The organism is Actinophytocola sp. (assembly GCF_036555685.1).
Classification (GTDB): Bacteria; Actinomycetota; Actinomycetes; order Mycobacteriales; family Pseudonocardiaceae; genus Actinophytocola.
On the sequence record NZ_DATBKY010000229.1, the window covers coordinates 1 to 12,145 of the forward strand.

The 12,145-nt window shown below is 70.2% G+C and carries 12 protein-coding genes and 1 tRNA gene; 4 read left to right on the forward strand and 9 right to left on the reverse strand.

What is annotated here, in order from left to right; translation table 11 throughout:
- The 8 genes from VH969_RS21355 to VH969_RS21390 all read right to left on the reverse strand — a co-directional run.
- Positions 1-800 (reverse strand): sodium:solute symporter family transporter (locus VH969_RS21355; protein ID WP_414638592.1); only part of this gene is annotated, 800 nt, incomplete at its 3' end.
- A 28-nt stretch (positions 801-828) separates the two neighbouring features.
- The gene (locus tag VH969_RS21360; RefSeq protein ID WP_331976931.1) at positions 829-1,245 is read right to left on the reverse strand and encodes a hypothetical protein; all 417 of its coding nucleotides are present in this window, start codon (positions 1,243-1,245) and stop codon (positions 829-831) included.
- Positions 1,242-2,081 (reverse strand): LytR/AlgR family response regulator transcription factor, encoded by an 840-nt coding sequence (locus VH969_RS21365; protein ID WP_331976933.1) that lies wholly within the window; start codon positions 2,079-2,081, stop codon positions 1,242-1,244. Before VH969_RS21365 ends, VH969_RS21360 begins: the two co-directional genes overlap by 4 nt.
- Positions 2,082-2,195: 114 nt before the next feature.
- Positions 2,196-3,056 (reverse strand): S49 family peptidase, encoded by an 861-nt coding sequence (locus VH969_RS21370; protein ID WP_331976935.1) that lies wholly within the window; start codon positions 3,054-3,056, stop codon positions 2,196-2,198.
- A gap of 252 nt (positions 3,057-3,308) precedes the next feature.
- Entirely contained in the window at positions 3,309-4,529 is a 1,221-nt protein-coding gene (locus VH969_RS21375) for a histidine kinase (protein WP_331977070.1), read from the reverse strand.
- Between the two features lie 100 nt (positions 4,530-4,629).
- Positions 4,630-5,493 carry an Fpg/Nei family DNA glycosylase gene (locus VH969_RS21380; protein WP_331976937.1) on the reverse strand — a complete coding sequence of 288 codons (864 nt, stop codon included), beginning with the start codon at positions 5,491-5,493 and terminating at the stop codon, positions 4,630-4,632.
- A 27-nt stretch (positions 5,494-5,520) separates the two neighbouring features.
- Entirely contained in the window at positions 5,521-5,955 is a 435-nt protein-coding gene (locus VH969_RS21385; RefSeq protein ID WP_331976939.1) for a DUF983 domain-containing protein, read from the reverse strand.
- A 75-nt stretch (positions 5,956-6,030) separates the two neighbouring features.
- Positions 6,031-7,428, reverse strand: a complete 1,398-nt coding sequence (locus tag VH969_RS21390) for a sigma-70 family RNA polymerase sigma factor (RefSeq protein ID WP_331976941.1) — start codon at positions 7,426-7,428, stop codon at positions 6,031-6,033.
- A gap of 256 nt (positions 7,429-7,684) precedes the next feature.
- On the opposite strand from VH969_RS21390, the gene VH969_RS21395 reads away from it, so the two are divergent.
- A tRNA-Gly gene (locus VH969_RS21395) sits at positions 7,685-7,757 on the forward strand.
- A 51-nt stretch (positions 7,758-7,808) separates the two neighbouring features.
- Here VH969_RS21395 and msrA read toward each other — a convergent pair.
- On the reverse strand, positions 7,809-8,477 hold the full coding sequence (gene msrA, locus VH969_RS21400) for a peptide-methionine (S)-S-oxide reductase MsrA (protein WP_331976943.1): 669 nt from the start codon (positions 8,475-8,477) through the stop codon (positions 7,809-7,811).
- A gap of 163 nt (positions 8,478-8,640) precedes the next feature.
- Here msrA and VH969_RS21405 point away from each other — a divergent pair, with 163 nt between their 5' ends.
- Genes VH969_RS21405 through VH969_RS21415 form a run of 3 tightly spaced genes read left to right on the forward strand, consistent with a single transcriptional unit; the run spans position 8,641 to position 12,124 of the window.
- Positions 8,641-10,410, forward strand: a complete 1,770-nt coding sequence (locus tag VH969_RS21405; protein ID WP_331976945.1) for a DUF2339 domain-containing protein — start codon at positions 8,641-8,643, stop codon at positions 10,408-10,410.
- A gap of 14 nt (positions 10,411-10,424) precedes the next feature.
- Positions 10,425-11,423 carry a glycosyltransferase family 2 protein gene (locus VH969_RS21410; protein WP_331976947.1) on the forward strand — a complete coding sequence of 333 codons (999 nt, stop codon included), beginning with the start codon at positions 10,425-10,427 and terminating at the stop codon, positions 11,421-11,423.
- Positions 11,420-12,124 (forward strand): class I SAM-dependent methyltransferase, encoded by a 705-nt coding sequence (locus VH969_RS21415; RefSeq protein ID WP_331976949.1) that lies wholly within the window; start codon positions 11,420-11,422, stop codon positions 12,122-12,124. Before VH969_RS21410 ends, VH969_RS21415 begins: the two co-directional genes overlap by 4 nt.
- Positions 12,125-12,145 lie beyond the last annotated feature (21 nt).

The following is a 12,145-nucleotide window of genomic DNA, read 5'->3' on the forward strand; positions in this document are numbered from 1 at the left end:
TCGCCCGAAGGCCAGTAGACGGTGCCGGACGCGCGCAGGCCGTCGACCGTGCCGTGCGCGCTCAGCACGACCGCCTTGTCGACGCGGACCGTCACCGGGGTCTCGATGTGCACCGTGGTGGCCTTGGTGAACGCGGGCGGCAGGTCCTCGGTGAGCCCGGTGATGTCGCTGCCGCGCGGGCCGCCGTTGCCGATGAACAGCACGCACATGATGAAGGTCGGCGCGGCGATGGCGAAGAGCTTGAGCCAGTACTGGAACGCCTGCACCACGGTGATCGCGCGCATCCCGCCGCCGAACACGTTGACGATCACCACGATCGTCACGAGCAGCGCGCCCGTCCACGTGGGCACCGGCAGGATGTTGGCGAGCGCGAGGCCCGCGGCCTGCAGCTGCGGGACGACGTAGAGGATCCCGATGAACACCACGAACGCGGCGGCGAGGCTGCGCAGCGCCCGCGAGCCGAGGCGGGCCTCGCAGAAGTCGGGCAGCGTGTAGGCGCCGGAGCGGCGCAGCGGGGCGGCGACGAACAGCATCAGCGCGAGGTAGCCCGCGGTGAAGCCGACCGGGTACCAGAGGGCGTCGGCACCGTCCTTGAGCACGAGGCCGGCGACGCCGAGGAAGCTCGCGGCCGACAGGTACTCGCCGGAGACCGCGGCGGCGTTGCGGCGGGAGCGCACGGTGCGGCGCGCGACGAGAAAGTCCTGTGTGGTGTTCGCGGTGCGCGAGGAGCGCCAGCCGATGTAGAAGGTCGCGACGGTGACGAGCACGATCCCGGCAAGCGCCCAAATCTTTGCGTCCACCGAGGTCCCGGTTCCTAACGAGAGCTGGCTACTTCTCCACCATCGCGACGAACGCCTGTTCCTGGCGCTCGGCCACCCGGTTGTACCAGTAGCCGACGCCGAAGAACAACGGGAACGGGAGGATGCCGATCACGAGCCACGGCAGGGCGACGCCGGCCAGGTTGACCTCGGCGAGCTGCGGGACGAGGAAGAAGACCGCCGGGACCGCGGCGAGCAGGCCGACCGTGAGCACCCAGAGCCACATCGAGACGCGGAGCTGGTGTCGGACGAACTGGCTCACCAGCTCCTCGCCGTAGCTGGTCTGCTCCTCCAGCTCGACGACCGTGCGCAGCACGGTGACCGGCGCACGCGAGTCGGCCAGCACGACGCGCTTGCGGCGTGGCTTGGTGGGCGGGTCCTTGTACGGCTTGTCGTGTTGCCCGGGGCCGGCGGCGTGTTTGCTCATGCCCCCCCGCGGCGCGTGATGCGGTCCTTGAGCTCACGCGTGTGCCGGCGGCTGACCGGGAGCTTGCGCTCCTCCTCGCCGATCACGACGTGGTAGCCGTTGCCGCCGAGCTGCAGCTCGGTGATCAGGTTGATCGGCACCAGGTAGGAGCGGTGGATGCGGACGAAGCCGGCCTTCTCCCAACGTTCCTCCAGTTGCGCGAGCGGGATGCGGACCAGGTGCGAGCCCTCCGCGGTGAACAGGCGCGCGTAGTCGCCCTGCGCCTCGACCCAGCGCACCGCACTGCGCGGGATCAGCTTGGTCGTGCCGGCGAGCTCGACCGGGATGACCTCCTCGTCGGTCGGCTCGGGGCCCGGGGCGGCGCCGGCCTGCTCGCCGGTGAGGCCGTCGCCGCGCAGCTTCGAGATCACGCGCTGGATCGCCCGGTCCATGCGCGTCTGGTCGCACGGCTTCGGGATGAAGTCGACTGCGCCGAGCTCGAACGCCTCGACCGCGTCGTTGCCCTCGCCGTGGCCGGTGATGAACACGAGAACCGGCGACGGCTTGAAGCCGGCCAGGACCTTGGCCATCTCCATGCCGGTCAGGCCGGGCATCTTGAGGTCGGAGAAGACGGCGTCGACGATCGGGCGGCCGGAGTTGCGGCGCGAGCTGAGCTCGGGGTCGTCGCCGGCGAGCTGGCGCAGGGCCTCGGTGGCGTCGAAGGCCGGGATGACCCGGCGCACGTACCGGTTCGCGTCGAGCCGTTCGAGCATGAGGTCCATCCCGTCCTTCTCGTCGTCGACGGCCAGGACGACGAGACCGGGGGTGTTGGCTGAAGTACTCACGGTGAGGAGCATCCTGCCGATCGGAAGAACCAAATGTCCATGGTCAACCTCCTGCTTACCCCGCCCGAGTGAGCAAGGGGTCGATCTTGCGTGGCGGACACGACTCTCAGCAGAGTCTCACACGCCTCACATCCCGAACCGCGACCACGCGGCGCGCACTTCGAGCGCCTCGAGCGCCCCCATCACGCGGTCGGCCGCGCTGAAGGTCGCGGCCGTGCCGCCGAGGCCGAGGCGGGCGAGCAGCGGGCGCTTCGGCTCCGCGATCGCGACGTCCGCGTCCGGGTACCGCTCGGTGATGACCTCGCGCAGGTTCCCGACCCCGTCGACGAGGCCGAGCTCGACGGCCTTCTTCCCCGTCCAGACTTCGCCGGTGAACAGGTCGTCGTCGCTGGTCAGCCGGTCACCGCGGCGCTTTTTGACCCACTCGACGAACTGGTCGTGGAGCTGGGTCTGCAGGCTCTTGAGCCACTCGACGTCCTCGTCCTTCTCGGGGCGGAACGGGTCGAGGCGGACCTTGTGGGCACCGGCGGTGTAGACGCGACGCTCGACGCCGACGCGCTCGAGCAGCCCGTTGAGCCCGAAGCCGGCGGTGACGACGCCGATGGAGCCGACGAGGGAGGAGGCGTGGGCGTAGATCTCGTCGGCGGCGCAGGCGAGCCAGTACCCACCGGATGCGGCCACGTCCTCGGCGAACGCGATGACCGGGACCTTCTTCCGGTTGGCGAGCTCGCGGATCCGCTCGCCGACGAGGGCGGACTGGGTGGGCGCCCCACCGGGCGAGTTGATCGCGAGCGCCACCGCCTTGAGCCGCTCGTGGTCGAACGCCCTGTGCAGCGCGGACTCGACGGTGTTGATGTTGATGGTGCCGCGCGCGAGCGGGGACGGCGTCGGCGTGATGACCCCGTGGAGCTTGACAACGGCGACGACGGGTCCGCTGTGGCCGCGAGCCTTGGGCAGCCGGGCGGCCAGCTTGTCGGTGACGCTCATGCCCCAACCCTATGCGCGATCCGGTGTACGACTCGTGAACCTTGCGCCCGTTCCTCGGGTGCCCAGCCGCCCGACACCAGCGACCCAGGTGCCCGAAACCTCCCCCCGCGCGCACGCGCGTGCAGAACGCGAGAAACGTAGCCCCCGCCCTCTCCGGGGGCACCCCTCGTGATCGTCAGTTTACCGGGAGGTACCGACAAAAGCGGTGGTCAGCCGTGCGCTGTGGACAACTGGGTGGGTTGTGGACAGCTGTCAGCGGGTTGGTTGGGTGGCGGTCGAGTCGGTGGTCTTGGATTCCGAGCCCTCTTCCGCGCCGAACTTCGGGAGGTCGGGGCGGACGCCGGGGAAGAACTTCGGGACGCGGAGGATCACCTTCATGCCCGCGCCGGGGGCCGTCTCCGCCATCAGGGCGTACTCGTCGCCGAAGACGGAGCGCATGCGCTGGTTGATGTTGCCGATGCCGACGTGTGAACCCGTCTTGTGGGCGTCGCGGAGGTCGGCGAACAGGCGGTCGGCATCCATGCCGACACCGTCGTCCTCCACGCTGATCAGGGCCTCGTTGCCGTTGTCCTGGGCGACCACCGTGATCGTGCCGCCGCCCGGCTTCGGGGAGATCCCGTGCTGGACCGCGTTCTCCACCAGCGGCTGCAGCACCAGGAACGGGACCACCACGTGCAGCACCTCGGGGGCGATCTTGATCCGCACGTTGAGACGGTCCGCGTAGCGCTGGGCCTGGATCGTCAGGTAGCGGTCGATGTTGCGCAGTTCCTCGGCCAGGGTCGTGAACTGGCCGGACGTACGGAACGAGTACCTCGTGAAGTCGGCGAACTCCTGCAGCAGCTCGCGCGCGCGCTCCGGGTCGGTGCGGATCAGCGAGGAGATCGAGTTCAGCGCGTTGTACAGGAAGTGCGGCGAGATCTGCGCGCGCAGCATCCGCACCTCGGCCTTCGCCAGCGCCTGCTTCGACTCGTCGAGCTTCGCCAGCTCCAGCTGGATCGACACGAACTTCGCCACCTCGTCCGCCGCGCGGATCAGGCGCTTGGAGTTCACGCCGCCGATCACGATCAGCGTGCCCTCGACCTGGCCGTCCGGGATCAGGGGGACGATCACGGCCGTGCGCATCGGGCAGCGGCCGCGTTGGGTGCACTTCAGGTTCGTGTGCGGGATCGCCGCGCGCTGTGCCTTGCGGATCGCCACGTCGATCGTCGGGATCAGATGCTGGTAGTGCTCGTTCGCGCCGCCGTCCCACGACAGCAGGTGCCCGTCCGCGTCGGTGATGCCGATCGCCACGCACTTGAGCATCTCGACCAGGTGCGACACCGCCTGGTCCGCCGCCTGCTCCGTCAACCCGCCGCGCATGGCCGGGGCGGCCTGGGAGAGGCGCTGCACGGCGTCGAGCACCGCGTCGTCGACCGAGCCCTCCGACTTGCGGCGGCGCACGACAAACCCGAGGAGCGCGCCGACCCCGAGCATGACGACGGCACCGATGAGCGCACGCTCGGTGAAAAGGCCGGACAACAGGTCGCTCACCCGTCAATGCTCAACCGAATCGCATGTGCGAAGCAAGCGACCCCTACTTGAGCAGGCGCGACATGCGCCGGTCCGCCAGCGGCTTGCCGCCCGTCTGGCAGGTCGGGCAGTACTGGAACGCCTTGTCCGCGAACGACACCTCGCGGATCGTGTCGCCGCAGATCGGGCACGGCATGCCGGTCCGGGCGTGCACCCGCAGGCCCGACCGCTTCTCCCCCTTGAGCAGCGCCGCGTGCTGGCCGACCGAGCGGCTGACGGCGTCGGTGAGAACCGTGCGCATCGCCGCATACAGCTCGTCGACCTGCGCGTCGGTGAGCTTGCCGGCCGTCGCGTACGGCGAGAGCTTTGCGGTGTGCAGGATCTCGTCGGAGTACGCGTTGCCCACTCCGGCGAGCATCTTCTGCGAGGTCAGCGCCGTCTTCAGCCGCTCGTTGTGGCCGGCGAGCACGGCCGCGAACTCGTCGCGCGTCACCGCCAGCGCGTCCGGGCCCAGCGACGCGATGCCCGGCACCTCGGCCGGGTCCGCCACGATCCAGACGGCCAGCCCCTTCTTCGTGCCCGCCTCGGTGAGGTCGAAGCCCGGGCCCGTGCCGGGCGGGCCCAGGTGCACGCGCAGCGCGAGCGGTCCCTTGCCCGGCTTCGGCGGCGCGGCGGACAGCGTCTCGGCCCAGCGCAGCCAGCCGGCGCGGGCGAGGTGGACGATCAGGTGGAGGCCGTCGCAGTCGAGGTCGAGGAACTTGCCGTGCCGGCCGGTCGAGACGACGGTCCGGCCGTGCAGCTCGGTCCACGGCGGGGTGACGGTCTTGAGCACGGAGAGCGACGCGACGTCCACCCTGGCCACGCTGCGGCCGACGCCGTGCTCGCGGATGTGCTGGGCGAGCGCCTCTACTTCGGGAAGTTCAGGCACGACGCCAGTGTTGCCGGATTCCGGCGATTACGCCACGGGTTGTAGCGGACCTTCCACACCGGGCACGCCGTCGCGGGCGATCGCCTTCATGACCCGGGTGCTCTGCTGGCGGACGTTGAAGACGCCGCGGACGGTGCCGACCCACCGCTCGATGGTGCCGTCCTCGTTCTGCACCTCGGCGACGATCCGCCACGGGCGGCGCAGCGCCCAGCGGGTCGGGAAGAACAGGATGCAGAGCAGGACGAGCATGACCACCCAGAGCGGCACGACGACGTCGTCGGGGGTCCACGCGATCAGGACCGTGCCGAGGGCCAGCACCAGGACGAGCAGAACGATCGCGGCCGCGTTGCCGACGCTGACGTCGTGCTCGAAGTCGTCCCCGGTAGCGGCCGGCCGCCACTCCATGTGGCTACGAACCGTCCACTTCCGTCCGTCCTTGTCTTTGACGATGCGCGGGGTCATCACGGCCTCCCGGCTCCGGAGCTGGTCGGGATATCGCTACTTATGATGACCTAACCCGTGACTTTCATGCACCCGTCAGGGCCCGTTCGGCGCAGCGGGCGACGCGGTAGGTTCAGCCGTTCGGGCTGTCTGCGGTCCACTGGACGGTGGTTGTGACGGCCGTCGTTGCTGGGTGTAGCTGGTGTTCTCGGTCCTCGTCCGCGCCTGGTTCTTCGCGTTGACCTCGTAAATCGTCGTCGTCTCGTACACGACCGTGTAGCCGTCGTACATCGTCGTGTGGCGCTCGACCGTGGTCTCCCGGTAGACGATCGGGGAGCTCTCGTCGAACGGCGCCTCGGCGCTCATCATCGGTTCCTCGGCGCGGGCACCGGCCGCCTTGTTCGCCGCCGGCTTCGCGTTGGCCTTCGCGGACGTCGGCCGCACTGTCTTCGCGGGTTCGTCGACCGGCTCGCCCTGCTCGGGCACGCGGGCCTCGGTAGTGAGCCGGCCGGTGGTGACCCGCAGCGAGGTGGCCGGTGGCGGTGGTTCCTGACTGCGCTGCAGCTCGACGCCGCCCTTGCCGGCCAGGTCGAGCGGTGCGGACGAGCCGCCTCCGGCACCCCACGGCGCGACGACGAACCCGAGCACGCCGACGGCCGCGACCGAGCCCGCCGCGACACCGATCTGGACCTTCGTGCTCGCGAGCAGGCCCTTGAGCATCGCGCCGAGCCCGCCCGCGCTCGCCACGGCGACGACCGGAAGGGCGGACACACCCGCGTGCGCGCGCAGTCCGGAGCAGACCTCGCGCAGCTCGTTGTACATGGCCGCGCAGGACGCGCAGGTGGCGAGGTGAGCGCGGATGCGGCGGCGCTCGATACCGGAGGTGCAACCCGCGGTGTAGGCGCCGAGCTTCTCGAGCACGGAGCGGCAGCCGGTGTCGCCGCGATCGGCGGTCAGGTGGGCCTGCAGGTAGGCGGCGCGCAGGCCCTGGCGCGCGCGGCGGGCGAGGGCGGCGGTGGCGTTGGGGCTGAGGCCGAAGTTGGTGGCGACGGCGGCCGGGCGCTCGCCCTCGACCTCCATCTTCCAGAGGACGTTGCGCCAGCGCTCGGGAAGGCTGGTGAACGCCCGGCGGATCAGGCTGCGCTCGGTGAACTGGCCGGAGGTGTCGGGGTCGGACGCGGCGCGGTGGGTCAGCTCCTCGTCGCTGACCGGGACGTCGCGGCGCAGGCTCCACTCCCACGCCACCCGCCGGGCGACGATCAGCAGGTAGCCACGCACGTTGTCGACGGGTCCGGAGCCGCGGCGGATCGCCTGCAGCACGCGGAAGAAGGCCTCGGCGGTAAGGTCCTCCGCTTCGGCGCGGTCGGTGACGAGGCCCAGCGCGAGCCGGTAGACGGCGGTCGAGTGGCGCGAGAAGAGCTCTCCGAAGGCGGCGTCCTGCCCGGCCCGGAGGCGCTCGAGCAGTGCCCGATCCTCCGCGTCCCCCGTCTCCACCCTGTGTGCTCCGGATGATCTCGGAGCATCGCCGGTCATCAGACCCGGCACCTCCTCCCGGCCGCCACGGGAATCTGGCTCAACATGCCACAGGGCGCTTGTGGTGTGCGGCAAACGTTAAGAACGGGAATGTGATACCTACGAAGGTATTAGCCCATTCGGTCCATTCACCGCAGGTCAGAACCGGCCCCAGCCCGTTGGGGGTTACCCCGGCCCGCATCCGCTAAACTCGGCCCCAGCACGCGCGGAAGCGCATGCGGACGTAGCGCAGTTGGTAGCGCATCACCTTGCCAAGGTGAGGGTCGCGGGTTCGAGTCCCGTCGTCCGCTCTGTGCACGTACGAAGGCCCGCCCCGAGAAGAGGCGGGCCTTCGTCGTCGGTCAGGCTTCGTTGGTCGTCAGGCCGATCGGGCAGCTCACTCCGGTGCCGCCCAGGCCGCAGTAGCCGTTCGGGTTCTTGGCGTCGGACAGGTACTGCTGGTGGTAGTCCTCCGCGTAGTAGAACTCGCCGAGCGGGGCGATCTCCGTGGTGATCTCGCCGTGGCCGCTGCGGGTCAGGGCCGCCTGGTAGGACTTGCGGCTCTCCTCCACGGCCTCGCGCTGTGACTCGTCCGTGTAGTACACGGTCGAGCGGTACTGGGTGCCCATGTCGTTGCCCTGGCGCATGCCCTGCGTCGGGTCGTGGCCCTCCCAGAAGACCTTCAGCAGGCCGTCGAAGGTGATCTGGTTCGGGTCGTACACGACCAGGACCACCTCGGTGTGTCCCGTCTGGCCGCTGCACACCTCCTCGTAGGTCGGGTTCGGCGTGTACCCGCCCGCGTAGCCCACGGCCGTCGTGTAGACGCCCGGGGTCTGCCAGAACAACCGCTCCGCGCCCCAGAAACAGCCCAGGCCGAACACCGCGGCCCGCAGACCGTCGGGGAACGGCGGGGCGATCGGCCGGTCGGTGAACACCGCGTGCGCGCTCGCCACCGGCATCCGGTTCGCCCTGCCGGGCAGCGCCCGCGTGGCGTCGACCATCCGTGCCTTGTCAAACCCGAACAAGCCCATGCCTCCACTCTCACCTGTGCACTCACCGAGGTCAACGCACAGACGTGGTAACAACTTCCCCATGGCGTGGCAGGAGGGGTTGCGGGCGCTCGGCGAGAAGCCGGAGACGGATGTGGAGTAGGCCGCGCGTCGGTGGTCAACGCGGCTTTGACATGGTATTGGCGTGACGAGCACGGTCTTGAAGTCGGATCCGGAGGCGGATCCGCCCCGCGAACCGGACGACTCGCAGGACGGCTCGAGCAGACTCGACCGGCGCGCGGGTGCCATGGTCGCCGCGCTGCGCCGGTGGCTCACCGACCCCGTGATCGCCCGGCTCGTCGAGGTGCTCGCCCTGATCCCGCCCCTCGCGATCGTGGTCGAGGTGGCGCGCTCGGGGAAGCTGCAGTGGCTCGACTACTGGTACGTGCTCGTCCGCATGACCAACCCGGACGGCTCGTTCCATCCCGGCGGCATCTTCGTGCCGCAGAACGAGCACCCGCTGATGATCCCGTCGCTGCTGTACTGGCTCGACGCGCGGCTCGCGGACGGCGACAACCGGGTGCTCGGCTACCTCGTGATCGTGATCGCCGCGGCCACCGTGCTGATGCTGCGCGCCGCCCTGCCGAAGACGCTGCCGCCGGTCGTGCGAGCCGGCCTCGTGGTGGCGGCGTCCGCGCTCGTGTTCAGCCTCCAGGGGCTGCACATGTTCGTCCGCTCGATGAGCGGCGCCGCGTGGCTCACCGCCAACCTGTTCGTGGTGGCCGCACTCGTGCTCGCGAACCGGCGCAAGTGGTGGGCCGCCTGGGGCATGGGCCTGCTCGCGACCGCCTCCTACGGCACCGGGTTCGCGCTCTGGCCGGCCCTGGCCGTGCTGGCCGCCCTGCACAAGGAGCGCTGGCGGACCCGGCTGATCCCACTCGGCATCGGTGTCGTCCTCGTCGGCATCTGGTACTACCTCAAGCCGACCATCTGGCGCGGCGGCACGCCGGCGAACGACGTCGGCTCGCTGCTGTACACGTTCCTGTCGATCGTCGGGAAGATGTGGACGGCCGACAACGCCGGCTTCGCGGTGATCGCGGGCGCGCTGATCCTCGTCGTCCTCGCCGTGCTGACCACGAACAAGACCGCGCAGGCACCCGGGCTGCGGTTCTGGTGGGCGCTCGCGGTCTACGGCATCCTCGCCTGCGGCATGATCGCCACCGCGCGGGTCGACTTCGGCGCCGACTTCGGGCTCTCCAGCCGGTACTCCTCGCTCGCCGTGATGGTGTCGATCCCGCTGCTGGTGCTGATGGCCGCGATCCTCTACAAGGGTGTGCGGCGCAACGCGCAGAAGATCGCGATCACCGTGGTCGCGCTCGGGGTCGTGGGCTTCACGCTCGGCCTGCCGACCGCCGCCCTGCTCCGCGGCCAGATCACCGAGCACCCGCTCGAGGGCATCGCGATCGCGGCCGGGTACGGCGACACGCTGGGCCCGGTGATCCCCAAGGAGGACCAGCTCGAGCCGACGCTGCGAGCGCTGCACGCCTACCCGCTCAACGGGCGGTTCTCGCTCGGCTGCGGCGGCCCGGAGCTCGGCTCGAGGATCGACCTCGACAAGACGACCGCGCTGCCCCAGCCCGGCACCCGCAGCCCCAACCAGCCGTCCGGTCTCGTGGAGTCGATCGAGCCCCGCGGCGAGGCCGACCTGATCGTCGGCTGGGCGACCGGTGGCATCGCCCGCGGTGCCGACCAGGTCCGCTGCACGCTGGTCGTGGACGGCGGCGGCAAGGTCGTCGGCGCGGGCGTGAGCAGGCTCGTCCGCAGTGACGTCACCGCGAGGTACTGGAACACACCGCCCGACGTAGGCTTCAAGGCCATCGGACCGGTCACCGACGAAACACGCGTCGTCGTCGTCTACACGAGCGGCGCGATGCGATGGCTACCCGCACAGGTCAGCGACACCGGAGACAAGTAGTGAGCATTGAAACCGTGCCAGACGTGCAGGTGAGCGTCCTCATCCCGGTCAAGGACGAGGAGGCGACGCTGGCCACGCTCGTGGCCCAGATCGGCGAGGCGTTCGAGACGCTGCCGGAGGTCGAGTACGAGGTGATCTTCGTCGACGACGGCAGCGTGGACTCGAGCTGGACCGTCATGCAGGAGCTCGCCGCCGCGAACGAGCGCGTGCGCGCGCTGCGGCTGCGGCGCAACTTCGGCAAGGCGGCCGCCCTCGCGGCGGCGGTCGACGAGGCGCGCGGCGAGCGGGTCGTCACGATGGACGCCGACCTGCAGGACGACCCGGCCGAGGTGCCGCGGCTGCTGGCCGAGCTCGACGACGGCGCGGACCTGGTGTCCGGGCACAAGGCCGACCGCAAGGACCCGCTCGGCAAGCGGATCCCGTCGAAGTTCTTCAACAAGATGACGGGCGTGATCACCGGCCTGAAGCTCAACGACCACAACTGCGGGCTCAAGGCCGCGCGGACCGAGGTGTACCGGCGGGTGCCGCTCTACGGCGAGCTGCACCGCTACATCCCCGCGCTCGCCCACCAGCACGGCTACAAGGTGCGCGAGCTCGCGGTCAACCACCGGCCGCGCGAGCACGGCAAGTCGAAGTACGGCTTCGAGCGGTACGTGCGTGGCGCGATCGACCTGCTGACGGTCATGACGATCACCAAGTACGGCCGCCGCCCGGCGCACCTGTTCGGCGGGCTCGGGCTCGCCTCGGGGATGATCGGCTTCCTCATGCTGGCCTACCTGACGATCGTGAAGATCTTCGGCGGCCAGGCGATCGGCGACCGGCCGCTGCTGATGCTGGGCATCCTGCTCGTGATCCTCGGCGTGCAGATGGTCTCGATCGGACTGATCGCGGAGATCGTGCTGCATCGCACGGCGAACCGGCGCGAGGCGACCGACCTGATCGGCGAACGGACGAAAACGCTCGAACCGGCGGACGCGGTGGAGCCGACGACGCCGTCGGTGGTGGGCAAGTGAGCGGTCTGAAGGGCGCCTACGTGAGCGGCGTCAAGACGATGCGCAAGGCCGCCGACAAGGCCGGCCTGCTGGAGCGGCTCGAGCGCAGCGACTCGCCGAAGGCGAAGCACGTGCGCACGCTGTTCTCGATCTTCGACGCCCAGGACATGGCGCGCATGGACCTGGCCTGGTGGAGCTACCCCGCGATGCGCCGGGTCGGGGAGTTCCTCGGCGAGCGGCCGGAGGCGCGCGTCTTCGAGTACGGCGCGGGCGCCAGCACGGCGTGGCTCGCCAAGCGGGCGGGCCAGGTGGACAGCGTCGAGCACGACACGCAGTGGGTCGAGTTCGTCCGGGAGCTTCTGGCGGACACCCCTGGCGTGAAGCTGCACGCGGTGCCGGCGACGCCCGCGACGGCCGAGACCGTGGTCCGCTCCGGGCGGGCCGGGCACACCGACCTCGACTTCGCCGAGTACGTGGCGACGATCGACCGGGTCGGCGGGCTGTTCGACGTGATCGTGGTGGACGGCCGCGCGCGGGTGGACGCGTTCCGCCGCGCGCTGGACCACCTCGCCGACGGCGGCGTGATCGTGTTCGACAACCTCAAGCGCAAGCGGTACTGGGATGTCATCTCCGCGATGCCGGGCCTGCGCTTCGAGCTGCTGAAGGGCGCGACGCCGACGCTGCCGTACCCGACGACCACCGGGCTGATCTGGCGTGAGTGACGACCACAGTTCGAAGGCAAC

Bases quoted from the DNA above. Each gene is read 5' to 3' on its own strand.
- VH969_RS21365 (WP_331976933.1), bottom strand. From the start codon at position 2,081: ATGCTCCTCACCGTGAGTACTTCAGCCAACACCCCCGGTCTCGTCGTC.
- msrA (WP_331976943.1), bottom strand. From the start codon at position 8,477: ATGGGCTTGTTCGGGTTTGACAAGGCACGGATGGTCGACGCCACGCGG.
- VH969_RS21385 (WP_331976939.1), bottom strand. From the start codon at position 5,955: ATGACCCCGCGCATCGTCAAAGACAAGGACGGACGGAAGTGGACGGTT.
- VH969_RS21375 (WP_331977070.1), bottom strand. From the start codon at position 4,529: ATGCTCGGGGTCGGCGCGCTCCTCGGGTTTGTCGTGCGCCGCCGCAAG.
- VH969_RS21360 (WP_331976931.1), bottom strand. From the start codon at position 1,245: ATGAGCAAACACGCCGCCGGCCCCGGGCAACACGACAAGCCGTACAAG.
- VH969_RS21370 (WP_331976935.1), bottom strand. From the start codon at position 3,056: ATGAGCGTCACCGACAAGCTGGCCGCCCGGCTGCCCAAGGCTCGCGGC.